Source organism: Shewanella corallii (assembly GCF_023349125.1).
Lineage (GTDB): Bacteria > Pseudomonadota > Gammaproteobacteria > Enterobacterales > Shewanellaceae > Shewanella > Shewanella corallii.
Genome location: NZ_JAKIKT010000002.1, coordinates 216,325 through 240,958, shown reverse-complemented (window position 1 = coordinate 240,958; position 24,634 = coordinate 216,325). Strand labels below are relative to the sequence as shown.

Sequence of the window (24,634 nt, the reverse complement as noted above, 5' to 3'; positions counted from 1 at the left end):
GCCGCTTGCGTACTTTTCTGCTGGCTCTGTTGATTGCCGCCTTCCCGGCGGCAGCTCAGCAACAGGAGCTTTCTGCCAAAGCCTGGCTTGAGCATATGAGCGAAGGGCTGAAGCAACAACAATTCAAAGTTTCTCTTATTCACCTCCAAGCTGACCATATTCGACCACTTGTCTATCTCCACGGCAAAGTCGACGAGAAGGAAGTCGCCTTTCTGGAGCACCTGAATGGTCCTCCAAAGAACGCGGTGCGTGTTGGCAATACCGTGACTTTTCTGGAACATGACCAGCCCGCATACAGCGTATTGGCGTCAAGAATACAGGGCGTTTGGCCAGCTGCTTTCTCTGATGAGATAAGTAAGTTGGAGCGCGGCTATGAGTTTGTTCTCGGAGGTCGCAGTCGCATTGCCGGCAGACCCGGACAGATGATCCGAATTATTCCCAAGGATAGCACTCGCTACTCCCATCAGGTTTGGGTGGATATGGAGAGTTTCCTGCCGCTGCGATATGACCTGATCACCGACGAAAAGCAGTTGGTAGAGCAGATTATGGCTGTGGAGTTGATTGTGCTGCAGGCTCCTCCGGCCCTGTTGCAGGAAGCTGCTGAACAGGAGTGGCCTGCGGTGATTAACACTGCTGAACGTGCCGATGGCCAAAACTGGAAGTTCAGCTGGTTACCTGAGGGCTTCGAGGTAATGGTGCGCGATCACCACCGCCTTATCGGCAGCCAGGAAGCGGTAGAGTATGTGGCGCTGACAGATGGCCTGGTTAATGTCTCTGTGTATGTTGCCCGGGCATCTGAAACCCCGCTGCCTGAGGAATTGATCACCCGCAGTGGCCTGTCTTTGGTGACTGAAAACCGTGGCAATGCTGAAATTGTGGTCATGGGCAAGTTACCACCCGAGACACTTAAGCGTATCGCCGACAGCCTTAGACTGGATTCCCAGCCATGATGGAGCAAAAGGCCAGAGTCATTGGCCAGGACAGTCCGGATTGGGTATTGGTTGAAGTCGAAATGCAGTCTGCCTGCAATCATTGTGATAACAGCGACAATTGCGGCACAGGCTCAGTTGCCAAAGCTTTTTCGGCCAAACTGCAACAGTTTGCTGTGCCCGCTGACAGGCGTTATGAGGTGGGGGACCTGCTGAAACTGGGGTTACCCGAATCAGTGGTACTCAAGTCTGCGGCGCTGGTCTATTTACTGCCTCTTTTTGGTCTTCTGAGCGGCGGCTTACTCGGGCAGGTGATAGGGGGGCAATTGGGCCTTAATGCCAACGCCCTGGCCATGGCTGGAGGCCTTACCGGTGGCTTTGTCTGTTGGTGGCTGGGTAAGCGTCAGGCCAGATCTCTGGAAGCTCAGGCGCAACCCATTATTCTCTCCTACCTGGGTAAACAGGTTACAGGCCAGAGCGCCTGAACTCATCTGCTATCAAGGAGCGATACCGGCTGCATTGAATGTGATTGGTATTGCTACCCTAATCAGGTACAATTTCGCACCTTTATACAGAATCCATTTTTCAGCTCAGCCTTTGCAGCGGTACGGAGTAATTTGAATAGCGGTTTTGAAAATGAAACTAATTGATTTTCAAGCTGATTTTATTCCGGGTGAAGAAGCTGTCCTTCAAGCGCAGTGACACTGAGAGCAAGGCCCGAGACTTTCAATTTGAGTGAAAAGAAGTCCATGATTAACAAGAATATTCGAAATTTTTCGATTATTGCTCATATCGACCATGGTAAGTCGACCCTGTCGGATCGTCTTATCCAGGTGTGCGGTGGCCTGACCGACCGTGAAATGGCGCAGCAGGTGCTCGATTCTATGGATCTGGAGCGTGAGCGCGGCATTACCATCAAAGCCCAGAGTGTGACTCTGGATTACCAGGCCAAAGATGGTGAAACCTACCAGTTGAACTTTATTGATACTCCGGGCCACGTGGACTTCTCTTATGAAGTATCCCGCTCGCTGGCGGCCTGTGAGGGTGCGCTGTTGGTAGTGGATGCCGGTCAGGGTGTAGAAGCTCAGACGCTGGCAAACTGCTATACCGCACTGGACATGGACCTGGAAGTGGTTCCTGTACTTAACAAGATTGACCTGCCTCAGGCTGAGCCTGAGCGCGTTGCGGCGGAAATCGAAGATATCGTGGGCATCGAAGCCCAGGATGCTGTTCGCTGTTCAGCCAAGACAGGTATCGGTGTTGAAGATGTATTGGAAACCATCGTTGCTCAGATCCCGGCTCCTGAAGGTGATACTGAAGCCCCTCTGCAGGCGTTGATTATTGACTCCTGGTTCGACTCTTACCTGGGTGTTGTGTCTCTGGTGCGCATCAAGCACGGTAGCCTGAAGAAGGGTGACAAGTTCAAGGTGATGAGCACAGGCCAGACCTACAACGCTGACCGTGTCGGTATCTTCACTCCGAAGAAGAAAGACAAGGACGAGCTGAAAACAGGTGAAGTAGGCTATGTGATTGCCGGTATCAAAGAGATCCACGGCGCACCCGTAGGTGACACCCTGACTCATGCCAAACATGGTGCTGATAAGCCACTGCCTGGTTTTAAAAAGGCCAAGCCTCAGGTATATGCCGGTGTATTCACCATCTCTACCGACGACTATGAAAACTTCCGTGACGCACTGAACAAGCTGAGCCTGAACGATGCGTCTTTGCAGTTTGAGCCTGAAACTTCTTCCGCACTGGGCTTCGGTTTCCGTATCGGTTACCTGGGTCTACTGCACATGGAGATCATTCAGGAGCGTCTGGAGCGTGAATACAATCTGGACCTGATCACCACAGCACCAACCGTGGAATACGAAGTGCTGCTGACCAATGGTGAGACGGTTTACGTTGATAACCCTTCAGATCTGCCTGCGCTGAACTATGTTGAAGAGATGCGCGAGCCTATCGTTGAAGCCAATATTCTGGTGCCTAAAGAGTATCTGGGTAACGTTATTACACTGTGTGTTGAGAAGCGTGGCGTACAGAAGAACATGGTTTATCACGGTAACCAGGTTGCGCTGACCTATGATATCCCGGCAGCAGAAGTGGTAATGGATTTCTTCGACCGTCTGAAGTCAACCAGTCGCGGATATGCGTCTTTGGAATACAACTTTATCCGCTTTGAGCCTGCAGATATGGTGCGCCTGGACGTACTGATCAATGGTGACCGCGTTGACGCGCTGGCGATGATTATTCACCGCTCCAATATCCGTCACAAGGGTATTGCTCTGGTGGATAAGATGAAAGAACTGATCCCACGGCAGATGTTTGATATCGCCATTCAGGCGGCTGTGGGAAGTCAGATTGTGGCTCGCTCCACAGTGAAAGCTCTTCGTAAGGACGTAACCGCCAAGTGTTATGGTGGTGACGTATCCCGTAAGAAGAAACTGCTGCAGAAGCAGAAAGAAGGTAAGAAGCGCATGAAGCAGCTGGGTAACGTGGAGGTGCCTCAGGAGGCCTTCCTGGCGGTACTTAAGCTGAACGATTGATGCTTAAAAGAATAGCGCCGCGATAAGCGGCGCTTTGGTTAGTTGGCCTGAATAACCGGGTCAACTGATACCAATAGCATTGGATTGTTGTTTCGGTTTTGCCTAATCAGACAAATTCCTGAATGATAACTGTCTAATGCAATTGGTATATTGCCGATAGTGGGTCAAGGGTGACCCGTATTTTCAAGGCAGGAGTAAACTCTAAGTATGGCGGCCTATTTTTCAATTATTCTGGTCGTGGCCACTTTGGCTACCGGGCTTATCTGGCTCTATGACGTGCTGTTTCTGGCTCCCAAGCGCCGTGAGAAGCTGGCACTGGCAGAAGCGGGTGGCACAGTAACAGAAGAAGCCAGAGAAAATATGCTGAGAGAGTCCACTGTGGTGGAAACCGCTCACTCGGTATTCCCTGTTATCGCGTTTGTGATGGTTTTGCGCTCTTTTATTTATGAGCCGTTTCAGATCCCATCCGGCTCTATGATGCCAACCCTGTTGGTAGGCGATTTCATTCTGGTTGAAAAGTTCAGCTATGGTTTGCGTGATCCCGTGTGGAGGAGCAAACTGGTAGAAACCGGTGAGCCCGAGCGCGGCGATGTCGCGGTATTTAAGTACCCGGAAGACCCTAAGGTTGATTACATCAAGCGAGTTGTGGGTTTGCCAGCTGATAAGGTGATATATCGCAACAAGCAGCTGTGGATTCAGCCCAAGTGCGAGGCGGGCAGTGATTGCACTGGCCCACAACTGGTGGAGCGTGCTGAAGTTAACCGCGGTGAGTTTGTTCAGGACGGTATCCCGTTGCTGAGATATAAAGAGCAACTGGGCGATGTGACCCATGACATACTGATCAACCCTGCGCGCAGCGAAATGAAGCAGTTCTTCTACCGTCAGGGTGATCTCCCTGCGGGAGAATGGATTGTGCCGGAAGGCCAGTATTTTGTGCTGGGTGATAACCGTGATAACAGCCGCGACAGTCGCTTCTGGGGCTTTGTTCCCGAGGCGAATCTGGTGGGTAAAGCTGTGGCTATCTGGATCAGCTTTGAGTTTGATCGTCAGCCTTCAGATCTACTGCCAACCTGGATCCCATCAGGTGTAAGATTTAACCGTATTGGTGCAATTCATTAAGCATTATGGAACCGATTAAAAATTTGCCACGTCTGTGTCGTATTCTGGGTTATCAATTCAACAATATGGAGTTGTTGACCCAGGCGCTGACCCACAGAAGCGCGGCCAACAAACACAATGAACGCCTGGAGTTTCTCGGCGATTCAATTCTATCTATTGTGATCTCAGATGCCCTGTATCACCAGTTTCCAAAGGCTACTGAAGGTGATTTGAGCCGTATGCGTGCCACTCTGGTTCGCGGTGATACTCTGGCGAAAATTGCCCAGGAATTTAAACTGGGCGAGTACCTGCATCTGGGCCCGGGTGAACTGAAAAGCGGTGGTCATCGCCGTGAGTCTATTCTGGCCGATGCGGTGGAAGCGATTATTGGTGCTGCTTATCTGGACTCAGATCTTGAAACCAGCCGTGCACTGCTGCTGGCCTGGTATGAAGTGCGCCTGAAAGAGATCCAACCTGGGGTCAATCAGAAGGACGCCAAAACCCAACTGCAGGAACATCTGCAGGGATTTAAAAAGCCACTGCCTGACTATCAGGTGGTGAAGGTTGAGGGCGAAGCCCATGACCAGACATTTACCGTAGAGTGCCGGGTAAGCGATATGAATCAAGCTGTTATCGGTGTGGGCAGTTCCCGCCGTAAAGCCGAACAAATGGCGGCTGCCCAGGTGCTGGAGTTATTGAAGAAATGAGTGATAAAGACTTGCCAAAGCAACCGGACACGGAGCTGCCGGAAGTGGAAGCCAATGAGCCTTCACTGGATGAACTGCTGGCAAGGATGAACCAGGGCAACGCGCCCCAGTACGAGGTCACCTACTGCGGTATGGTGGCCATTGTTGGTCGCCCAAATGTCGGTAAATCGACTCTGCTGAACCGCTTGTTGGGTCAGAAGCTGAGTATTACCTCCCGCAAACCACAAACCACACGTCACCGCATTATGGGGATCCACACTGAAGGCCCTCGCCAGATAGTGTTTGTGGATACGCCGGGTCTGCACATTGAAGAGAAGCGTGCCATTAACCGATTGATGAACCGTGCCGCTGCCAGCTCTCTGGCAGATGTGTCCATGGTGGTCTTCGTGGTTGACGGTATGACTTGGACTGCTGACGAAGACATGGTGCTGAATAAGTTGCGCCGTGGAGCGGATGAGCGCCTGACTGTACTGGCCATCAACAAAGTAGATCACCTGAAGGATAAGGAGGCGCTGTTCCCTTATCTGGAAGAGGTATCAAAGAAGTTTCCGTTTGATGAGATCCTGCCGATTTCTGCCAAACAGGGAACCAATGTTCAGCGGATTATGGAATTGGCGACCGAAACTTTGCCTGAGTGCCCATTCTATTTCCCTGAAGATTATGTCACCGACCGTTCCCAGCGTTTTATGGCGTCTGAGATCGTCCGTGAAAAACTGATGCGTTTTCTCGGCGATGAGCTACCTTACGATGCTACTGTGGAGATCGAGCAGTTCAAGATGATGGAAAATGGTGTTTATCAGATAAACGCCCTGATCCTGGTTGAACGTACCGGTCAGAAGCGCATGGTGATTGGTAACAAAGGCGAACGCATTCGTACGATCGCCACCGAAGCCCGTAAAGACATGGAGCGCCTGTTTGACAATAAGGTGTTCCTGGAGGTCTGGGTTAAGGTTAAGTCAGGCTGGGCCGATGACGAGCGCGCCCTGCGCAGTCTCGGTTATGGCGAAGACTGATTAGCCATCGGGACACAGCATATGGAAAGAGGCTATGTCCTGCATTCCCGCCCCTATCGTGAGACCAGCGTTATTGCTAATCTGCTGGTCGATGGTTTAGGGCGTGTCGATGCCGTTGTCCGTGTGGGCAGCGGCAAACGCAATCTCAAAAGCATTATCCAACCCTTTCAACCTCTGATTTTTTCCCTGACCGGACGCAGTGAGCTCAAGACCATGACCCTGGTCGAGCCCATGTCACCTGCCATCCCGCTGACGGGGAAAAGCCTTTATGCAGGTATCTATCTTAACGAGTTAATGATCCGGACCTTGCAGCATGGCGGAGAGACTCTATTCATCTGTTATCACAAGGCGTTGATGGCGTTGGCGCGGGAGTTTGGTGAGGCGCAGCTGCGCTACGTTGAAATGGCGTTGCTGAAAGAGCTGGGTGCCATGCCATCCCTTGAGCATGACGGTCACGGCAAAGAGATTGAAGCCACATTGAATTATCAATATCTGGTGGAGCAGGGATTCTGGCCCATAGCTGATGGTGCGGGAAAGATTCGGATTTGGTCCGGCGCGGGTCTGCAAAGATTCGCTCAGGGCAGCCTGATTGAGGAAGATCTGCCAGCCGCCAAAGGCCTGATGCGGATACTGCTGCAGCCCCTGCTTGGCGAGAAGCCCTTGCTCAGCCGGGCATTGTTTGCTGCCAATCACTCTTCGGTGAACTCCAACCTGTCGTAACAGTTACTCTTTTCCTTCTGTATGAGTACAATAACCGCCAATTAAATCAGCGTTCCAGTTGGAAAGGAGAACCGGAATGAGCGGTATTTTGCTCGGAGTTAACATAGATCATATCGCCACCTTGCGTCAGGCGAGGGGCACCAACTATCCGGACCCTGTGCACGCTGCAGCAGTCGCAGAGCATGCCGGTGCCGATGGCATTACGATTCACCTTCGCGAAGACAGACGCCATATCCAGGACAGAGATGTTTACCTGCTGGCAAAGACCCTGAAAACCAGAATGAACTTTGAGTGCGCGGTGACTGACGAGATGTTGGATATCGCCTGTGAACTCAAGCCAACATACGTATGTCTGGTGCCCGAAAAACGTCAGGAGTTGACCACAGAGGGTGGACTGGATGTCGCCGGTCAGAAGAACAAGATTAAAGCTGCTGTCGCTAGACTGGCAGCAGAAGGCATCAAAGTGTCTCTGTTTATCGATGCAGATAAAACTCAGATTGATGCCACTGTGGAAGTCGGTGCGCCCTATATCGAAATTCATACAGGCTGTTACGCCGATGCCACTGATGACGCTACCCAGGCAAAAGAGCTGGAGCGCATTAAAACCATGGCGGCTTATGCCCACGGTCAGGGACTGGTAGTTAATGCCGGGCACGGACTTCACTATCACAATGTCAAAGCGGTTGCCGCGATTCCAGAGTTGTATGAGCTCAATATCGGTCATGCCATTGTTGCCCGTGCAGCGATTGACGGATTGGAAAAAGCGGTAAGGGATATGAAAACCCTGATGTTGGAAGGACGTCGCGGCGAGTAGTCGTAGCGTCGGAGACAAGGAAGGCGGGAGAGCAGATGGCTATTATTGGATTGGGGACAGATATCGTTGAGATAGCCCGTATCGAACAGCAGCTTGAGAAGGGGGACAGGTTAGCCCGTAGAGTACTGACTGAAGAGGAGCTGCTGACCTTTAATGAGAGTCGTCAGCCTGCCCGTTTCCTTGCCAAGCGTTTTGCCGCCAAGGAGGCCGCTGCCAAGGCGCTGGGCACGGGCATTGGCCGGGGTATCTCATTTCAGCATATTCATATCAGTAATAATGAGCTGGGTGCTCCCAAGCTGGCTTTCACTGATGGTGCGGCCGAGCGTCTTGAGTTGATGGGAGGCTATCTGGGCCACATCAGCATTGCCGATGAGCAGCACTATGCTATGGCCACTGTGATATTGGAGTCCTGAACTGCTTATATGGTTCACCGGTTCACTGAAGCTAATAAAAAAGCCAGCGAGTTATCGCTGGCTTTTTGCTACAGGGAGATTTTACATCATTTAGAATCGTAGACGGGCGCCTACAAACATAAAGCGTCCCACACCACCGCCGTAGGCACTGTCGAAGTTACCGCGACCACCCAGGATAAATGGTCCTTTTTCATCAAACAGGTTATTCACACCGCCGTAAAGACGCAGGTCAGTGCTGTCATCGATGTCCCAGTCATAGGAAACAGACAGGTTGTGGGTGGTGACTGAAGGCAACTCCTGACCATACAGTGGCTCAGGGTTGGCAATACAGTCATCAGAGCCATTAGCACAGTTTTCCGCGTTGGTGGCAATGTCCTTTTCCCAGGCCTGTTGGGTAGACAAGCTGCGACGGACAGAGCTCTTGTAACGGGTGCTCCAGCGCACGCGCCAGTCATCTTTATACCAGGTCAAAGAGGCGGAGCCTTTATCTTCGAATATGTCGGAGGTCAGGTAACCTTCATAATTTTCAGTGAACTGACCATCAGGGCCTGTCTTGGTTTCGGCGTAACCAATCACGTGAGTCCAGTCAGCTTTAAAGCGGATACGACCCCACTCATCAAAGTCGTAACGGTATTCTGCCGCAATATCGTAACCACTGGTGGTGATTTCGTTGATGTTAATCAAACGCTGTTGTACCTCAGAAATCTGACCATCACTGTCACGAGTAATGTCGTTACAGAACTCGTTATCATCGCCATATGCTAGGGATGAGTTGTAGCAGAAACCGATAATATCTTCATTTGACAGAGCGTCGATAGCATCGTCAATACTGATGTCATAGTAGTCGACAGCGATGCGAAGGCCATCGATAAATTCCGGTGCCATAGTCAGACCAACAGTAAAGGTATCAGCTGTCTCTTCCTGCAACTCTGGGTTACCTACGTTAGGCGAGTAACCATTGTTATCATCTACAAATTTACCGTCTGCAGCGATAGTTGCGGCAATACCCGGATCCTGACGACAGGCATCATGACCTGGCTTGTCAGAGGTCGCTGTTACGCCATCACACACGTCATCAAACGAATCATAGTCGCCGCGTGGAGGGGACATCAGGTCGGTGATGGTCGGCGCCCGTTGAGCTCGGGCCCAGTTGGCACGCACGGCATAACCTTCCAGAGGTTCATAAATAAAGCCGGCTTTGTAACTCTGCATCAGACCTGTGGTTGACCAGCTGTAATCTGCGAATCGAGCAGAAAGATCCAACGACAGGCTCTTAGCTGCAGCCATATCAGCTAATAGGGGCACAGATACTTCAGCGAAAGCTTCGTATACGTCAACGTTACCGCTGAAAGAAGGCACATAGTTAAAGGTCACGCCACCTTCAGGTACGTTGGTGGATACTGTTTGAGTATCGCGGCGATATTCGAAACCAAATGCGGAAGCTACAGGACCCGCTGGCATCTCAAACAGATCACCTGTGATGTAACCCAGTACATTGGTCATGGTGATATCTGTGTTGATCTCTGGGGTTGCGCGAATGTAGTTCGCTGCCTCAGCTGATATGGAGCCAGCACCAAACAGATTGATAGGTACACAACCGTTAGCGCGTGCTTCTTCGCTCTTACACTGGATAGTGCCATCATCAAGTTGCTCGGCGTTCAGGGCTTCGCGAACGCGGGCGACATAAAGCTCGTTATGACGAACCTGCTCCTGTTGGAAGTTACCGTAGCCAACAGACAGATCCCACTCCCAATCTTCAAATACGTAGCCACGCAGGCCTGCCCAGGTGCGGTAAGTTTGACGGGTGTTTTCGTTAATGATATTACCGACTTCCGCAAAGTTTCTATCCCACTTTACCCCTTTTGAGCTGGCTTGATCGCGGATTTCTTCAGGCATGTACGGATTATCTTTGGGGATACGGCCAATACAGTCAGCGCCAAACTCACCGGTTTCCAAATCCCGGGTGATGATTGAATCACATTCATCTTCACTTTCGGGCGACTTGTTGTTGACTGACTTGTTGCGGGCGTACTGCATCTGGAAATACGCTTCTATGCCGCTGTCAAATTCATACTCGGTTTTGACCGCCACAGAAAGCGCTTCATCAGGCACTTTAAGCATGGTGAACTGATTGAAATTGATACCATACCGTTCTTCGTGCCAGTCATCTCTCAGTGTCTGGCCGTCATACCAAAAGCCAGAATCAGGCTTGGTACTGCTTTTCTCGTCGAATACGCCACCATAGATGGAGTCGCTCAGACTACGCCAGTCAGCCTGAGTGATATCGCGCATGCACTGGTAGCCATTCTCCGTGAGCATGGCATTACACATTTCATCATCATCGTAAGTCCAGGCATCCTGCTGCTGGGCTCTGTCTCTATCCCAGAATTCCAGGCCATACTCTTTATCGAAAGAAGTGGCGAAGAACAGGTAACCGGCACCATCATTATAAGTGGTGCCGTAATCAGCATCGATACTGTATTCGCGGGCACCACCTTCCATGGATTCGCCACCACGGGCATTAATGCTGAATCCTTCCTGATCCTGCTTGGTAATAATGTTCACTACACCAGCTACCGCATCAGAACCATAAGCTGCTGAGGCGCCACCTGTAATAATTTCGACCTTTTGCACCATACTGGCAGGGATGGTGCTCAAGCTGACATAGTTGCCTGAGTAACTGTTGGACACCACACGGCGGCCATCGACCAGAGTCAGAGTCCGGTTGGTGCCCAGTTCGCGTAGATCAATAGTAGACAGACCTGTGTTTTGAACACTTGATTGGGAATTGGAGTTGCTGCTGCCTTCAGAGACCTGAGGGATTTCGTCTACCAGGATGGCTGCGAGTGAGCCAATACCGGCATCTTCGATGTCATTGCGATCCAGAGTAGCCAGAGGGGTCGCTACCGAGAAGCTGTCGCGTTTAATGCGGGAGCCGGTAACCGTAATTTTTTCAACTTTCTCTTCAGCCGCTGCCTGAGAAGAATTCTGTTGTGCATTGCTGACACCCTGAACTTCAATTGCATCGTCAGCGGCAAAAGCGATGGCCGGGGTGAGTCCCAGTATTACGGCCTGGACCGCACTGGTTATTTTTTTCTTATTCATCATTTTTCCCTATTCCGTCTGTTGCGGTTTGTTATGGTTGGCGGGGCAACTCGAAGTGTGGGTCGCTGCCTGACGTTCCGGCGCTTTTACTTGGCCAAAACAATCCCGCAACATCGGTTTTACGGACTTGGGCGGTGGGCAACAATCAAGGAGGCGTCTTTTCTTTCACGTTTATATATCTATAAAACATCTATTTGTTTTAAAACAATTTGTTACGCTTGGTTTTGGTCGGGTTGAGGGCTGGTTGTTTTACTGCGGAGGGGGGCTGAAATACATTCTGCAAAGGGCAGAAGTTGCATGCTAAGTATAAGATTAAACGGCCGTTTACTATCTTGTTACAAGCTGATAAAAATAAAAGGTGTTAAAAATACAGTCCGGGTCACAGGGCGGTGACGGGAGAAATAAAATGAAAAATATAGTAGAGCAATTATCGGCGTACAAAAGCGTTCATCTGAATCCCAGTAATATCAAAACCCACTTCGTGGGTATCCCTATGATTATCTGGTCTCTTTTCCTGCTATTGGGAATGGTGAGGTTTAATACTCCCGGAGGCCAGGTGAGTGTGGCTATGATATTTACCCTGGTGGTACTGATTTACTATATGTGGCTGCATGTAAGGCTTGCTATGGGCATGGTGATGTTTATTTTACCTGTGCTCTACACCACTGAAGCGGTTGTCGGCGTTCCCTATGCATTGTGGATAGCGCTGGCAGTGTTTGTGGTTGGCTGGATATTTCAGCTGATTGGACATCAGTATGAAAAAGCCAAGCCTGCTTTTGTTGACGATATGAATCAGCTTTTGATTGGTCCGATTTTCCTGATGGCCGAGGTTTACTTTTATCTTGGCTGGGAGAAGGGGCTGGAACAGGAAATTACCCCTATCGCCAAACAGAAGCGGATGGAGCTCGAAGCTGCAAAAGCCAATTAACTCTATTTCAGCGGGATAATCGATGTAAAAAAGGCCATCAAGAGATGGCCTTTTTTGAATGCTGACATTCTGGGCTCGGCTGATTGCTCAGGCCGATTGCTCTGGTTGTTTGAAGAAGGCAGGCATAACTCTTACCGTCTTGATCATATTGTCTGCCACATCCACTACCTCGACGGGATATCCCGCCAGCCTCAAACTGGTCTTGGCGCAGGGGATCTCCTCCAGATACTCAATGATCAGCCCATTGAGGGTTTTGGGACCATCGATGGGGAACTGCCAGTTCATCTCTTTATTCATATCCCGGATATTGATACTGGCCTCTACCAGGTAGCTGCCGTCCTGCTGGGGAATTATCTCCTCGCTGGGGGCTGGCATCATAGAGGTGGTAAAGTCTCCTACGATCTCTTCCAGAATGTCTTCCAGCGTCACCAGACCCTGCAGATCACCATACTCGTCTACCACCAAACCGATTCGCTCACGGTTTCGTTTGAAGTTCGCCAGCTGCACATTCAGGGCAGTACCTTCAGGTACAAAATAAAGCTCCTTTACAGCCCTCAGCAGTGAGGATTTGCTGAACTGATTTTTTGACTGCAGGCGCAGTGCATCCCGCAGATGGATAAAGCCGACGACATCGTCTATGGTATCCCGATAAACCAGTACACGGGTGTGAGGGCTCTGAATGACCTGGCGGTTAATCACCTTAAAGTCATCATTAACATTGATGGCGTAGATCTCTGCCCGGGGCACCATAATGTCTTCGACTGTCACTTTCTCCAAATCCAGAACTGACAGCAACATCTCCTGGTGATTGGCCGGGATCAGGGCGCCGGCTTCATGTACTACTGTGCGCAATTCTTCCTGGCTCAGGGCATCACTTGAACTGACATTGCGAACGCCCAGTAACTTAAGAAAGCCGGAGGTAATCCAATTGGTCACAGTGACCAGAGGTCCAAGAACTTTAAGCAATAGCTTAAGCAGGACGCTTGAAGGGAAAGCAATACGTTCCGGATGCAGGGCGGCAACAGTTTTAGGGGTCACTTCTGCGCAAACCAATACCACCAGGGTCAGTACACCTGTTGCGATGGCCACTCCGATATCACCGAAAAATCGTAAACCAAGAATGGTGGCGATCGAGGAGGCAAGAATATTAACCAGATTGTTGCCGATAAGAATAAGGCCGATAAGGCGGTCTGGTCTTTCCAGTAGCTGGCGGGCACGCATGGCGCCCCGGTTACCTTCATTGGCAAGGTGACGCAGACGGTAGCGGTTGAGACTCATCATGGCGGTCTCAGAACCGGAGAAGTAAGCAGAAATAATAAGTAGAATAACTAAGCTGATTAGTAGGATACCTGTGGGTATATCTTCCACCAGGGGAGCTCCATGCTGTTTCTTGAATCTAACTAAATACTGGCTGTGACTGCGGGTGTCAAGTCAACGAAGGGTGACAATAAAAAAGCCGGCGCACATGGCCGGCTCTTAAATCGATTAATTGAGCAATTAATTAATAATCAGTTCTTTGACGATACGGGCGCCGAAATAGGCCAGAGACAGCAAGGTTGCGCCGGTCAGAGTATAGATAACTGCACTGCGGATTTTGCAGCCCACCCGATAATGTTGCAGCAACATCACTACATAAACACCCCAGGCGGCGATCGACAATATCGCTTTATGGCCTTTACCTTCGGCGAACATATCATCCAGGAAGATAAAACCGGTAGCAAGTGACAGGCTGAGCAGGGCTACACCAATAATCACCAGGTGATATAGCTGCTTCTCTACTGTCAGCAGTGGTGGAATGGCCGGGCTGAGTATCAGTTTCTTTTGCTTCAGTTTATTTTGAATCAATGCCAGCTGAATGGCGTAAAGTGCAGCAATCATCAAGGCACTGTAGGCCATCAGAGACAGCACAACATGGACCAATACTTCAGGATGCAGCTCAAAATGCAGCATAAATGAAGGCGGTACCAGCCACAGCAGGGCGACGGACAGCACTGAACAGGCATAAACCACAGGTACTACTACCATGACCTTGAGGCGGAACATCAGCACGGTAAAGCTGAGGGCGATAATCCAGTTCACCAAAGAGATAACATTGGTCAGGCTCAGGTTTTGTCCATCCGGTGTGTTGATAGCCTGATATAAAGCGGCACCGTGAAACAGCACTGCAATCGCTGCAATCGCGGCAACCAGGGTGCGATTGGGCCCTTCAGCATGGAACAAGCGACTGGTCACCAGCACCAAAGCGATGCAGTAAAAAAACATGGCGGAAGCAGAATAGAGAACCATGGGGTTATAACCTATCGTCTGTGTTTTGGCCTTACAGCCCGAAATATAGCGTTTTAATGCAGCAAGAATAACATGAGCTGCAGACTTTTGGGCAGTGATACAAGTGGCAAATTTAAGCAGATTCTGACGCTTAGCCAACATTTTTTACAATAGCAGGAGTTAGGCTGGCACAAAATTAGCCTGTAGTAGCTAATTGCTCAGGCATCGCTATAATACAGGCCAATATTGAAGATGCTTACAAGGTATTGCACAGGAAGATGTTTGAGAACCTGACTGACAGACTGTCGCGAACGCTGAAGAATATCAGTGGTCGTGGTCGCTTAACCGAAGACAACATTAAGGAAACCCTGCGCGAAGTCCGTATGGCACTGCTGGAGGCTGACGTAGCCCTGCCTGTGGTACGGGAATTCGTTAATGCCGTGAAGGAGCGTGCGGTTGGCCAGGAAGTCACCAAGAGCCTGAGTCCGGGCCAGGTCTTCATCAAGATTGTTCAGAGCGAGTTGGAAAAAGCCATGGGCGAGTCCAACGAAGCCCTGGATTTGGCTGCGCAACCTCCCGCCGTGATTATGATGGCGGGTCTGCAGGGTGCCGGTAAAACCACCTCTGTTGCCAAGCTTGCCAAGTTCCTGAGAGAACGCCAGAAGAAATCTGTGCTTGTGGTCAGTGCCGACGTATATCGCCCGGCTGCTATCAAACAGTTGGAAACCCTGGCCGGTGAAGTCAATGTTGAGTTCTTCCCATCCGATGTAAGCCAAAAGCCTATCGATATCGCCAATGCCGCCATGGCTCATGCCAAGCTGAAGTTTATCGATGTGGTGATTCTGGATACCGCAGGTCGTCTGCATGTCGATGAAGGCATGATGGATGAAATTAAAGCACTGCACGCCGCCGTTAATCCGGTAGAAACCCTGTTTGTGGTTGATGCCATGACAGGTCAGGATGCTGCCAATACGGCCAAGGCATTCAATGAAGCCCTGCCATTGACTGGTGTGGTACTGACCAAGGTGGATGGTGACGCCCGTGGTGGTGCCGCCCTGTCTATCCGTCATATCACAGGTAAGCCAATTAAATTCCTGGGTGTGGGCGAGAAGACTGATGCGCTGGAGCCTTTCCATCCGGATCGTGTTGCGTCCCGTATTCTGGGCATGGGTGACGTACTGTCGCTGATTGAGCAGGTTGAACGTGGTGTCGATAAAGACAAGGCTATGAAGCTGGCTTCCAAGGTGAAGTCTGGCGGCGGCTTTGATCTGGAAGATTTTCGCGACCAACTGCAGCAGATGAAAAACATGGGTGGCATGATGGGCATGCTGGAGAAGCTGCCAGGTGTTGGTCAACTGCCTCCTGATGCTCTGGCTCAGGTACAGAACGGTAAGATGACCGGACAGATGGAAGCCATCATTAACTCCATGACCCCGGCAGAACGTCGCAACCCTGATATTATTAAGGGCTCGCGTAAGCGTCGTATCGCAGCGGGTTCCGGCACGCAAATTCAGGACGTAAACCGCCTGCTCAAGCAGTTCACCCAGATGCAGAAGATGATGAAAAAGATGTCTTCCAAGGGCGGTATGCAAAAGATGATGCGTGGCATGAAAGGCATGATGCCTCCGGGTATGAAGTTCCCCGGCCGCTGATAACTTATTTATCGCTCTGTCGCGGAAGGGCAGAGCGGGCGTTTCTTTGGAACGTCAACCTGACATTCCCTGCTGAATATGTGGCCCTGACCTCGGCGTAAATTTCGAGCTGGGCGGTTGCATTAGCTGAAAAGTCAGGTAAAATCTTCCGGCTTTCTTTGCTGGGACTCTTCGCGAACACGGGGTTCCAGTTTTTATTTTTGCTTCAATGCAAATCATTAGAGGATTACTAACGCATGGTTACCATTCGTTTAGCTCGTGGTGGCGCTAAAAAGCGTCCTTTTTACAACATCGTAGTTGCTGACAGCCGCAACGCCCGTGACGGTCGTTTCATCGAGCGCATCGGTTTCTTCAACCCTCTGGCTCGTGGTCAGGAAGAGACTCTGCGTCTGGACCTGGACCGTGTTGATCACTGGGTTGGTACTGGTGCTGCAACTACTGATCGCGTAGCAAAGCTGATCAAAGACGCTCGTAAAGCTGCTGCTTAATAGCGTAAAGGTATAGTTGATGAGCAGTAACCAACAGCCGATAGTACTGGGCAAAATTGGCGCATGCTACGGTGTAAAAGGTTGGATGAAGATCACCGCTTATACCGAATCGATGGAAGGTATTTTTGACTATTCTCCCTGGTTGCTGTTTGAACAGGGAAAATGGCGTGAGGTTAAGGTTTCCCAGTGGCGCATTCATGGTGGCAAAGCCGTAGTGGCTGAGCTCGAAGGCATCACTACCCGGGAGCAGGCACAGGCACTGACAAATTGTGAGATTGCCATCCTGCCCGAGCAGATGGAAAACCTGCCGGAAGACGAGTTCTACTGGCGCGACCTTATCGGCTGTGAGGTGGTCAACACCAAAGGCTACAACATGGGCAAAGTTGACCAGATCCTGGAAACAGGTTCCAACGATGTTCTGGTTGTTAAAGCCAACGCCAAAGATGCCTTTGGCAAAGGGGAGCGAATGATTCCCTTTGTTACCGAGCAGTTCATCATCAAGGTGGACAGCGAGGCCAAACAGATTTTAGTGGATTGGGATCCGGACTTTTAAGTCGAGGTACAACACATGTGGTTAGGGGTCGTAACCCTTTTTCCTGAAATGTTTCGTGCCATCACCGACTACGGAGTGACGGGTCGGGCCGTTAAAAACGGTCTGCTGGAGTTGCACACGTGGAATCCCCGTGATTTCACACATGACAGACATAACACGGTTGATGACCGACCTTACGGCGGTGGACCTGGAATGTTGATGATGGTGCAGCCTTTGCGTGATGCCATTCATGCAGCGAAAGCTGCAGCAGGTGAAGGCGCAAAAGTGATTTATCTGTCTCCTCAGGGGCGCAAGCTGACACAGCGTGGCGCATCAGAGCTGGCAGTATCACAGAAGTTGATTTTGGTGTGTGGTCGTTACGAAGGTATCGATGAGCGCATCATTCAGACTGAAGTGGACGAGGAGTGGTCAATCGGCGATTACGTGCTTTCGGGCGGTGAATTACCGGCAATGACGCTTATCGATGCGGTATCCAGACTGGTTCCCGGCGTGCTGGGAAAACAGGCCAGTGCAGAGCAGGACTCCTTCTCTGACGGTTTACTGGATTGCCCCCACTATACGCGACCTGAGTCTTTGGAAGGGTTTGACGTACCGGCAGTACTGCTAAGCGGCAACCACGAAGAAATTAGACGCTGGCGTTTGAAGCAAAGTCTCGGTAGAACTTTCCTCAGACGACCAGAATTATTTGAAAATCTAGCTCTGACTGACGAACAAAAGAGACTGTTGGCTCAGTTCGTTGATGAAACGGACAATTGATCCAGTCGTAGCTCAGTTATTACTAGGATGGAGTGTTTATGAACAACATCATCAAGATGCTCAACGAAGAGCAAATGAAAAAAGACGTACCAGAGTTCGGCGCTGGTGATACCGTAGTTGTACAGGTACGTGTTAAAGAAGGTGAAAAAGAGCGTCTGCAGGCGTTCGAAGGTGTAGTAATTGCCAAGCGTAACCGTGGCCTGCACTCTGGTTTCACCGTACGTAAGATCTCTAACGGCGAAGGCGTTGAGCGTACTTTCCAAACTCACAGCCCAGCAATCGCCGGCATTGAAGTGAAGCGTCGTGGTCGCGTTCGTCGCGCCAAACTGTACTATCTGCGTGAGCGTTCAGGTAAGTCTGCACGTATCCGTGAGAAGCTGGCTAAGTAATTACTTAGTTCGCTGTACAAAAAAGACGTTAAGTGTTCGCACGAAGACCCGCCCTTGTGGCGGGTTTTTGTTTCTATCATTTTATTTTCAATCCAGCCCTGTGTTGTTCAGTATCTCCCTCCCAATACCTTCTATATAAAAAATTCTAACGATCAGTGAAATAACGCTTGAGAGTCCGTATCATCTCAGGCAAGGTGTAATGGTGTAGCGTTACAATGGTGCGATTGTCCACTTTAGTGAGTGGAAATCGACAGGGTAATGAAGTAACAGCAACAGCAGGAAAAGCGTATGGAACAGCAGCAAATAGAAAACGTGCATATCACGGCAGAGAAAGTACTGATTACCCCGGCGGAGTTGAAACTGGCTTTGCCCCTGTCACAGCATGCACGTGATTATGTGCTGCGTTCCAGGCAGACGGTATCTGACATAGTCCACAAACGGGATAGCCGTATTCTGGTGGTCGCAGGGCCATGCTCTATCCACGATATAGATGCTGCCAAAGAGTATGCCCACAAACTGAAAAAGCTGCATGATGAGCTTAAAGGTGAATTCTTCATCCTGATGCGGGTGTACTTTGAAAAGCCCAGAACCACTGTGGGCTGGAAGGGCCTTATCAACGACCCGGATATGGATGGTTCCTTTGACGTGGAAAAAGGCCTGAAGATGGCCCGTGAGCTGATGCTGTATCTGGCTGAGCTGGAGTTGCCTGTGGCCACTGAAGCATTGGATCCTATCAGTCCTCAATACTTGTCAGAGCTGGTGACCTGGTCAGCGATTGGTGCCCGCACGACTGAATCACAAACCCACAGAGAGATGGCATCTGGTTTGTCTATGCCGGTTGGTTTTAAAAATGGTACAGACGGCAAGCTGGATGTCGCCATTAATGCGCTGCAAGCGGCGGCGAGCTCTCATCGTTTTATGGGAATCAATCAGGCAGGGCAGGTGGCACTGTTGCAAACCAATGGTAACCCGGATGGTCATGTGATCCTGCGGGGGGGAAAAAAGCCAAATTTCGATGCTGACAGTATCAATGAATGTGAGCAACAACTGCATGGCGCCGGGTTAAATGCCCGCCTGGTGGTGGATTGCAGCCATGGTAATTCAAGTAAAGATCACAGACGCCAGCCTCTGGTGTGTCAGGATATCTTTAACCAAATAGAGCAGGGCAACACTTCTGTGATCGGCATTATGCTGGAGAGTCATCTGAAGGAGGGCAATCAGTCCTCATCCAAACCATTGCATGAACTTGAATACGGCGTCTCGGTAACCGATGCCTGTATTGATTGGGACAGTACTGAGTCGCTGCTCAGGGAAGGGGCATCACAATTGTCGCTGGTGTTACCCGGTCGCTTTAGTATGCTTAAAGCCGCCAACGAATAAAGTCAGGATCAGGACAGAAGTAGTATGACTGAGAAAACCACCGCTGAGCTGGAGCAGCTCAGAGATAAAATTGATGAAGTTGATCAGCAGTTGCTGGACTTAATTCGCAAGCGACTGGACCTGGTTGCCAGGGTAGGAGTAGTAAAGCATGGCGCCGGTTTACCCATCTATGCCCCTCAGCGAGAGGCCAATATGCTGGCCAAACGCCGAACGGAAGCCAGCGACATGGGCATTCCACCGCAGCTAATCGAAGATATCCTCAGGCGCCTGATGCGCGAGTCCTATCTGAATGAGAAAGATATGGGCTTTAAGCAGGTAAAAACCGATCTTGGCAAGGTGGTGATCATTGGTGGTGAAGGCGCTCTGGGCAAGTTATTTGGTCAGATGCTGACCCTGTCCGGTTATCAGGTTCATTCTCTGGATAAGGATGACTGGCAGCAAGCGGATTCGATTTTGGACGGTGTCGGTCTGGTATTGGTGAGTGTGCCGATCCGTCTGACCTGCGAGCTTATCAGAGACAAGCTGGGTAATTTACCTGAGCACTGTATTCTGGCTGATCTGACTTCGGTGAAAGAAGCACCTCTGAAAGCCATGCTGGAAACCCATAAGGGACCTGTGGTCGGTTTGCACCCTATGTTCGGCCCGGATGTTGGCAGTCTGGCCAAACAGGTTGTAGTGGTGTGTGAGGGACGACAACCAGAGGCTTGCGAATGGCTGCTGGAGCAGATTGGCATTTGGGGAGCCAGGGTGGTTCAGGCCAGTGCTGACAAGCATGATGAAGCCATGCAGTTGGTGCAGGCAATGCGTCACTTCTCGACTTTTGTGTATGGTCTGAACCTGTGCAGGGAGCAGGCTGATATTGCGTCCTTACTCCAGTTTAGCTCACCGATTTACCGTTTGGAGTTGGCTATGGTTGGACGGCTTTTCGCCCAAAGCCCGGAGTTGTATGCCGATATTATCTTTGCTCAGGATAAGAGTCAGCAGGCGATAGGTGACTATCTGGACAACTATGCCAATGCACTTGAACTGCTTAGAAAGGGTGACCGTGAAACCTTTATGCAGTGGTTTGCCGAAGTGTCTCAGTGGTTTGGTGACTTTGCGCCTCAGTTTCGCAATGAAAGTCGCGCCATGTTGCAATCGGTCAATGATATGAAACCAGCGCACTAATAACGCACTAGCAAGGGCTGTTGACAAGCACAGTTCTCGAGCCCGTTCCTTTCCCAAACTCTCCTCTTTAAGGGCAGCCCGGTGTGGCTGCTCTTTTATTAATTTTCCGCTAATTCGTCATTCTGTGACTCAGCTCTTAAAGCTGTATTTAAATTGTATCTTTATCTTTCACCAAGAGCCTTCTGCTATTATGCTTACTTAAAACGTGCAATTAATATGCATGATAATGGGAGCTTTGTTATGTTTTGTATTCAGTGTGAACAGACCATCAGAACCCCGGCCGGAGCCGGTTGTACTTATGCCCAGGGAATGTGCGGTAAGTTAGCAGCTACTTCCGACCTGCAGGATGTGTTGATCTATATGCTGCAAGGGGTATCCCATTACGCGTTAAAGGCGCGGGAGTTCGGTATTGTTGATGCTGAGATAGACACCTTTGTCCCCAAGGCCTTCTTTGCCACTCTGACCAACGTCAACTTTGATGATGAACGTATTATGGCGTACACCAGTCAGGCCCAAACATACAGAGATAGACTCAAGAGCGCCTTCCTGGCGGCTTCCGGCGAAAGAGGCCTCGAAGCTGAGCTGCCTTTGAGTGCTTCTATGGTGCTTGGTACCAACAAGGCTGAAATCCTGACTCAGGCACCTATGGCTGCCCCAAACCGTGGGGCACAAGAGGTTAACGAAGATATTATGGGGTTGCGTCTGTTGTGCCTGTATGGTCTCAAAGGTGCGGCTGCCTATATGGAGCATGCCCGGGTGTTGGATCAAACCGATGCCGACGTTGCTGCTGAATTTCATCGTCTGATGGCGTTTCTGGCGACTGACAGTGACGATGCCGGCGCTTTGTTTGATGTGGCGATGGCGATTGGTCAGTTGAACTATCGCATTATGACCATGTTGGATAAAGGTGAAACCGACGCCTTTGGTCATCCGGAGCCCACCCACGTCAACACCAAGGCGGTGAAGGGTAAAGCGATTCTGGTGTCCGGTCATGATATGAAAGATCTGGAGCTTATCCTTAAGCAGACTGAAGGCAAGGGCATTAATGTTTATACCCATGGTGAGATGCTACCGGCGCTGGCTTATCCGGAATTGAAGAAATATCCGCATCTGGTGGGCAATTACGGCAGCGCCTGGCAAAACCAGCAGCGTGAGTTTGCCACTTTTCCCGGCGCTGTGGTGATGACCTCCAACTGTATCATCGACCCTAATGTCGGCCAGTATGCAGATCGCATCTTTACCCGCAGTATCGTTGGTTGGCCGGGTGTGACCCATATCGAAGGGGATGATTTCTCACTGGTTGTTGATAGAGCGCTGAGTCTGGATGGGTTCCCGTTTGATGAAATCCCCCACATGATCACCATAGGTTTTGCCCGTAACGCTCTGATGCAGGCTGCTCCTGCCGTGGTTGAGCAGGTGAAAGCGGGTAATATCAAACACTTCTTCTTGGTGGGTGGTTGCGATGGCGATAAAGCCGAGCGCAGTTACTTCACCGACTTTGCCTGTGCAGTGCCTGAAGACAGCCTGATCCTGACGTTGGGCTGCGGTAAGTACAAGTTCAACAAACTGGACTTTGGCGACATTCAGGGCATTCCACGCCTGCTGGATATAGGTCAGTGTAATGACGCCTACAGCGCGATTCAGTTGGCGCTGGCTTTGGCTGAAGTGTTTGAGTGTGACATCAATGAGTTGCCGTTGAGCCTGGTATTGTCCTGGTTTGAGCAAAAGGCGATTGTGATTTTGCTGACCCTGCTGTCTTTGGGCGTTAAGAACATTCGCACTGGCCCAACCGCACCGGCTTTCCTCACCGACAATCTGCTGAAGGTATTGGAACAGCAATTTGGGCTCAAGGGCACCACAGATGTGGAGTCAGATTTGGCTGCACTGCTGAAAACTGCTTAACCCCTGTTTTCCTCAAAGCGCTCACCAGAGCGCTTTTCCCTTTGAGGAGTGTTTAATCATGAATCCTTTTAAAGCGCCGTCATTTTGTGGCGGTTCGTTCGCGGGAGCATTGGCGGGTCTGCAGCAGCCTGCCAAAGCGTTGCCATCCGATAAAAACAGACAGAAAGAGCCTGAAGCAAAGGTTCAGGATTGGCTTGATGCTGACGTCTGGCAACAAGGCGAACTTGAGTTGGTATGCGTCGACAAGCGTCGGGAAACCCATGATGTGGTGACTTTGATATTGCAGCCATCCCATCCTTTGCGATTTCACTTCAAGCCTGGGCAGTTTGTGACGCTTGGTGCCGAAGTTGACGGTAAAACACTGTGGCGCAGCTATACCATCTCATCCTCACCAAGTCGGCCTTATAGCCTGGAGGTAACTGTTAAAAAGGTGAGTAACGGAATGGTGTCCACCTATCTGGTGGATAAACTTGCCATTGGTGACTCGCTTAAGGCTTTGCCACCTGCCGGGGAGTTTAACCTGGCTGAGTATGATGCTGATAACTGCCTTTTGTTAAGTGCCGGCAGTGGTATTACTCCTATGATGTCCATGACTGCTTTCGTAGCTGACACCCGCATCCACAAGGATATAGTCTTGGTTCACAGTGCTCGCAGTGACAGGGATATCATCTTTGAACGGCGTTTGCGTAAGCTGGCGGCAACGAGGTCGGAGTTCAGGCTGGCGTTTGTGCTGGAACAGCTTTCAGAGTCGGCTACAGTGTCCTCTGGTGCTGCTGTTGTTACAGGAAGGCTGGATTGGTCTAAATTGCTCTCTTTGGTGCCGGACGCTATGGAACGTGAAGTGTTTGTTTGTGGCCCTGAAGCTTATATGCACTCGGTGAAAGAGATGCTGAAGAATGCCGGCTTCGATATGAGTCGGTATCACCAGGAGAGTTTCACGCCGTCATCAGGCAGCGTCAAAGCTCCGGGGGTGAGCTGTCAAACTGAGGAGATTACCGCAGGCAGTAGTTTGTCAGTGAGCTGGGGGAAAAGTGAGGCCCGGGTAGAAAATGGCAGTTCTGTGCTTGAGGCTGCTAAGGAGCTGCAGCTACCGATTATTACCGCCTGTCGAGCCGGTGTCTGCGGTGCATGCAAGTGTAAGGTGGTGAAAGGTGAGGTGAGAAGCAGCAGCCGGGTGACGCTCACTGATGAAGAGGTGGCCGCGGGTGTCGTGCTGGCCTGTGCCAGTACGCTGCATTCTGACGCCGAGTTGACTCTGGTCTAGTTTACAGAGTGGCGGCAGAGCGGGTTTCAGCAGTACCCATGAGTTTTTTTACACTCATATTGCTTAATTCCGGACTCAATCGTATTGTTAAAGGGAGTGGGTATGCAGTTGGTTGTATGCCGGGTCCCATTTCAATGCGACAGGAGAGACTGAATGGCATTGAGTACTACAGATAATGCGTTGCCTGAAGATGTCTCTCCGGCTCATATTTTATACGGATTGATGTCGGCATTCGCACTGGCCTGTGTTCCTGTTGTGCTGGCTTTGGTGATTAACCTGTCTCAGCGTGCCAGAGGTGCTGTACTTCGCAGTCACTTGAGATGGCAACGCTGGTCAATGTTGGGCTTTCTCGGAGCCTGTTTGCTGGCCTGGAGTATTCCTCAGGTTTGGTTGGCGCTGACGGTGCTGACGCTGGCTGTACTCTGGTTTGCCAATCGCATCGTTAAAGGTTGGCTGAGACTGGCCGATGGTCTTGAAATGCCGTAACACACGGCGCGTATAACAATGAAAAAGGGACCAGATGGTCCCTTTTTTGGTGTCAGGGA

General features: G+C 50.6%; 23 protein-coding genes. 20 read left to right on the top strand and 3 right to left on the bottom strand.

Going from position 1 to position 24,634, the window contains the following annotated elements; genetic code table 11:
- Positions 1 to 5: 5 nt before the first annotated feature.
- The 9 genes from L2725_RS06345 to acpS all read left to right on the top strand — a co-directional run bounded on the left by L2725_RS06345 (position 6) and on the right by acpS (position 8,240).
- Entirely contained in the window at positions 6 to 950 is a 945-nt protein-coding gene (locus tag L2725_RS06345) for a MucB/RseB C-terminal domain-containing protein (protein WP_249248183.1), read from the top strand.
- Positions 947 to 1,414: a SoxR reducing system RseC family protein gene (locus L2725_RS06340; RefSeq protein ID WP_249248182.1), complete on the top strand. Its 468-nt coding sequence runs from the start codon at positions 947 to 949 to the stop codon at positions 1,412 to 1,414. The genes L2725_RS06345 and L2725_RS06340 overlap by 4 nt, the downstream gene beginning before the upstream one ends.
- A gap of 264 nt (positions 1,415 to 1,678) precedes the next feature.
- Complete coding sequence (gene lepA, locus L2725_RS06335) at positions 1,679 to 3,475, top strand: translation elongation factor 4 (protein ID WP_248935074.1); 1,797 nt, start codon at positions 1,679 to 1,681, stop codon at positions 3,473 to 3,475.
- A gap of 207 nt (positions 3,476 to 3,682) precedes the next feature.
- Positions 3,683 to 4,594, top strand: coding sequence for a signal peptidase I (lepB, locus tag L2725_RS06330; protein WP_249248181.1), 912 nt, complete (start codon positions 3,683 to 3,685; stop codon positions 4,592 to 4,594).
- A gap of 5 nt (positions 4,595 to 4,599) precedes the next feature.
- On the top strand, positions 4,600 to 5,280 hold the full coding sequence (gene rnc / locus L2725_RS06325; protein ID WP_249248180.1) for a ribonuclease III: 681 nt from the start codon (positions 4,600 to 4,602) through the stop codon (positions 5,278 to 5,280).
- On the top strand, positions 5,277 to 6,293 hold the full coding sequence (gene era, locus L2725_RS06320; RefSeq protein WP_249248179.1) for a GTPase Era: 1,017 nt from the start codon (positions 5,277 to 5,279) through the stop codon (positions 6,291 to 6,293). Before rnc ends, era begins: the two co-directional genes overlap by 4 nt.
- 21 nt (positions 6,294 to 6,314) lie before the next feature.
- Positions 6,315 to 7,013: a DNA repair protein RecO gene (recO, locus tag L2725_RS06315; protein WP_249248178.1), complete on the top strand. Its 699-nt coding sequence runs from the start codon at positions 6,315 to 6,317 to the stop codon at positions 7,011 to 7,013.
- Between the two features lie 76 nt (positions 7,014 to 7,089).
- Positions 7,090 to 7,827 carry a pyridoxine 5'-phosphate synthase gene (gene pdxJ / locus L2725_RS06310; protein WP_249248177.1) on the top strand — a complete coding sequence of 246 codons (738 nt, stop codon included), beginning with the start codon at positions 7,090 to 7,092 and terminating at the stop codon, positions 7,825 to 7,827.
- A 35-nt stretch (positions 7,828 to 7,862) separates the two neighbouring features.
- On the top strand, positions 7,863 to 8,240 hold the full coding sequence (gene acpS / locus L2725_RS06305; RefSeq protein ID WP_248935068.1) for a holo-ACP synthase: 378 nt from the start codon (positions 7,863 to 7,865) through the stop codon (positions 8,238 to 8,240).
- Positions 8,241 to 8,330: 90 nt separating this feature from the next.
- Here acpS and L2725_RS06300 read toward each other — a convergent pair whose 3' ends face one another.
- Positions 8,331 to 11,345 carry a TonB-dependent receptor domain-containing protein gene (locus L2725_RS06300; protein ID WP_249248176.1) on the bottom strand — a complete coding sequence of 1,005 codons (3,015 nt, stop codon included), beginning with the start codon at positions 11,343 to 11,345 and terminating at the stop codon, positions 8,331 to 8,333.
- 406 nt (positions 11,346 to 11,751) lie between these two features.
- Here L2725_RS06300 and L2725_RS06295 point away from each other — a divergent pair, with 406 nt between their 5' ends.
- Positions 11,752 to 12,273 carry an Mpo1 family 2-hydroxy fatty acid dioxygenase gene (locus L2725_RS06295; RefSeq protein WP_249248175.1) on the top strand — a complete coding sequence of 174 codons (522 nt, stop codon included), beginning with the start codon at positions 11,752 to 11,754 and terminating at the stop codon, positions 12,271 to 12,273.
- Positions 12,274 to 12,360: 87 nt separating this feature from the next.
- Here the strand turns inward: L2725_RS06295 and L2725_RS06290 are convergent, their stop codons facing one another.
- Together L2725_RS06290 and L2725_RS06285 are read right to left on the bottom strand one after the other, a co-directional pair.
- Complete coding sequence (locus L2725_RS06290; RefSeq protein WP_248935065.1) at positions 12,361 to 13,641, bottom strand: HlyC/CorC family transporter; 1,281 nt, start codon at positions 13,639 to 13,641, stop codon at positions 12,361 to 12,363.
- Positions 13,642 to 13,770: 129 nt separating this feature from the next.
- Positions 13,771 to 14,559 (bottom strand): cytochrome C assembly family protein, encoded by a 789-nt coding sequence (locus L2725_RS06285; RefSeq protein WP_115135960.1) that lies wholly within the window; start codon positions 14,557 to 14,559, stop codon positions 13,771 to 13,773.
- 257 nt (positions 14,560 to 14,816) lie between these two features.
- On the opposite strand from L2725_RS06285, the gene ffh reads away from it, so the two are divergent.
- The 10 genes from ffh to L2725_RS06235 all read left to right on the top strand — a co-directional run bounded on the left by ffh (position 14,817) and on the right by L2725_RS06235 (position 24,575).
- Positions 14,817 to 16,190 carry a signal recognition particle protein gene (gene ffh / locus L2725_RS06280; protein ID WP_248935064.1) on the top strand — a complete coding sequence of 458 codons (1,374 nt, stop codon included), beginning with the start codon at positions 14,817 to 14,819 and terminating at the stop codon, positions 16,188 to 16,190.
- A 236-nt stretch (positions 16,191 to 16,426) separates the two neighbouring features.
- Positions 16,427 to 16,678, top strand: a complete 252-nt coding sequence (rpsP, locus tag L2725_RS06275; protein WP_248935063.1) for a 30S ribosomal protein S16 — start codon at positions 16,427 to 16,429, stop codon at positions 16,676 to 16,678.
- Positions 16,679 to 16,697: 19 nt separating this feature from the next.
- Positions 16,698 to 17,231 carry a ribosome maturation factor RimM gene (rimM, locus tag L2725_RS06270; protein WP_248935062.1) on the top strand — a complete coding sequence of 178 codons (534 nt, stop codon included), beginning with the start codon at positions 16,698 to 16,700 and terminating at the stop codon, positions 17,229 to 17,231.
- Between the two features lie 15 nt (positions 17,232 to 17,246).
- The gene (gene trmD, locus L2725_RS06265) at positions 17,247 to 17,987 is read left to right on the top strand and encodes a tRNA (guanosine(37)-N1)-methyltransferase TrmD (RefSeq protein ID WP_248935061.1); all 741 of its coding nucleotides are present in this window, start codon (positions 17,247 to 17,249) and stop codon (positions 17,985 to 17,987) included.
- A 38-nt stretch (positions 17,988 to 18,025) separates the two neighbouring features.
- Positions 18,026 to 18,376, top strand: coding sequence for a 50S ribosomal protein L19 (gene rplS / locus L2725_RS06260; protein WP_248935060.1), 351 nt, complete (start codon positions 18,026 to 18,028; stop codon positions 18,374 to 18,376).
- A 288-nt stretch (positions 18,377 to 18,664) separates the two neighbouring features.
- A complete protein-coding gene (locus L2725_RS06255; protein ID WP_249248174.1) occupies positions 18,665 to 19,756 on the top strand; it encodes a 3-deoxy-7-phosphoheptulonate synthase in 1,092 nt (363 codons plus the stop codon).
- Between the two features lie 24 nt (positions 19,757 to 19,780).
- Positions 19,781 to 20,923: a bifunctional chorismate mutase/prephenate dehydrogenase gene (tyrA, locus tag L2725_RS06250; protein ID WP_249248173.1), complete on the top strand. Its 1,143-nt coding sequence runs from the start codon at positions 19,781 to 19,783 to the stop codon at positions 20,921 to 20,923.
- Between the two features lie 240 nt (positions 20,924 to 21,163).
- On the top strand, positions 21,164 to 22,825 hold the full coding sequence (hcp, locus tag L2725_RS06245) for a hydroxylamine reductase (RefSeq protein ID WP_249248172.1): 1,662 nt from the start codon (positions 21,164 to 21,166) through the stop codon (positions 22,823 to 22,825).
- A 58-nt stretch (positions 22,826 to 22,883) separates the two neighbouring features.
- On the top strand, positions 22,884 to 24,089 hold the full coding sequence (locus L2725_RS06240; RefSeq protein WP_249248171.1) for an FAD-binding oxidoreductase: 1,206 nt from the start codon (positions 22,884 to 22,886) through the stop codon (positions 24,087 to 24,089).
- Positions 24,090 to 24,242: 153 nt separating this feature from the next.
- Positions 24,243 to 24,575: a hypothetical protein gene (locus L2725_RS06235; RefSeq protein ID WP_249248170.1), complete on the top strand. Its 333-nt coding sequence runs from the start codon at positions 24,243 to 24,245 to the stop codon at positions 24,573 to 24,575.
- Positions 24,576 to 24,634 lie beyond the last annotated feature (59 nt).

What these genes read in the sequence shown, in the direction of transcription:
- L2725_RS06340 (WP_249248182.1), top strand. Translation starts at nt 947, where the DNA reads ATGATGGAGCAAAAGGCCAGAGTCATTGGCCAGGACAGTCCGGATTGG.
- lepA (WP_248935074.1), top strand. Translation starts at nt 1,679, where the DNA reads ATGATTAACAAGAATATTCGAAATTTTTCGATTATTGCTCATATCGAC.
- lepB (WP_249248181.1), top strand. Translation starts at nt 3,683, where the DNA reads ATGGCGGCCTATTTTTCAATTATTCTGGTCGTGGCCACTTTGGCTACC.
- rnc (WP_249248180.1), top strand. Translation starts at nt 4,600, where the DNA reads ATGGAACCGATTAAAAATTTGCCACGTCTGTGTCGTATTCTGGGTTAT.
- era (WP_249248179.1), top strand. Translation starts at nt 5,277, where the DNA reads ATGAGTGATAAAGACTTGCCAAAGCAACCGGACACGGAGCTGCCGGAA.
- recO (WP_249248178.1), top strand. Translation starts at nt 6,315, where the DNA reads ATGGAAAGAGGCTATGTCCTGCATTCCCGCCCCTATCGTGAGACCAGC.
- pdxJ (WP_249248177.1), top strand. Translation starts at nt 7,090, where the DNA reads ATGAGCGGTATTTTGCTCGGAGTTAACATAGATCATATCGCCACCTTG.
- acpS (WP_248935068.1), top strand. Translation starts at nt 7,863, where the DNA reads ATGGCTATTATTGGATTGGGGACAGATATCGTTGAGATAGCCCGTATC.
- L2725_RS06300 (WP_249248176.1), bottom strand. Translation starts at nt 11,345, where the DNA reads ATGAATAAGAAAAAAATAACCAGTGCGGTCCAGGCCGTAATACTGGGA.
- L2725_RS06295 (WP_249248175.1), top strand. Translation starts at nt 11,752, where the DNA reads ATGAAAAATATAGTAGAGCAATTATCGGCGTACAAAAGCGTTCATCTG.
- L2725_RS06285 (WP_115135960.1), bottom strand. Translation starts at nt 14,559, where the DNA reads ATGGTTCTCTATTCTGCTTCCGCCATGTTTTTTTACTGCATCGCTTTG.
- ffh (WP_248935064.1), top strand. Translation starts at nt 14,817, where the DNA reads ATGTTTGAGAACCTGACTGACAGACTGTCGCGAACGCTGAAGAATATC.
- rpsP (WP_248935063.1), top strand. Translation starts at nt 16,427, where the DNA reads ATGGTTACCATTCGTTTAGCTCGTGGTGGCGCTAAAAAGCGTCCTTTT.
- rimM (WP_248935062.1), top strand. Translation starts at nt 16,698, where the DNA reads ATGAGCAGTAACCAACAGCCGATAGTACTGGGCAAAATTGGCGCATGC.
- trmD (WP_248935061.1), top strand. Translation starts at nt 17,247, where the DNA reads ATGTGGTTAGGGGTCGTAACCCTTTTTCCTGAAATGTTTCGTGCCATC.
- rplS (WP_248935060.1), top strand. Translation starts at nt 18,026, where the DNA reads ATGAACAACATCATCAAGATGCTCAACGAAGAGCAAATGAAAAAAGAC.
- L2725_RS06255 (WP_249248174.1), top strand. Translation starts at nt 18,665, where the DNA reads ATGGAACAGCAGCAAATAGAAAACGTGCATATCACGGCAGAGAAAGTA.
- tyrA (WP_249248173.1), top strand. Translation starts at nt 19,781, where the DNA reads ATGACTGAGAAAACCACCGCTGAGCTGGAGCAGCTCAGAGATAAAATT.
- hcp (WP_249248172.1), top strand. Translation starts at nt 21,164, where the DNA reads ATGTTTTGTATTCAGTGTGAACAGACCATCAGAACCCCGGCCGGAGCC.
- L2725_RS06240 (WP_249248171.1), top strand. Translation starts at nt 22,884, where the DNA reads ATGAATCCTTTTAAAGCGCCGTCATTTTGTGGCGGTTCGTTCGCGGGA.
- L2725_RS06235 (WP_249248170.1), top strand. Translation starts at nt 24,243, where the DNA reads ATGGCATTGAGTACTACAGATAATGCGTTGCCTGAAGATGTCTCTCCG.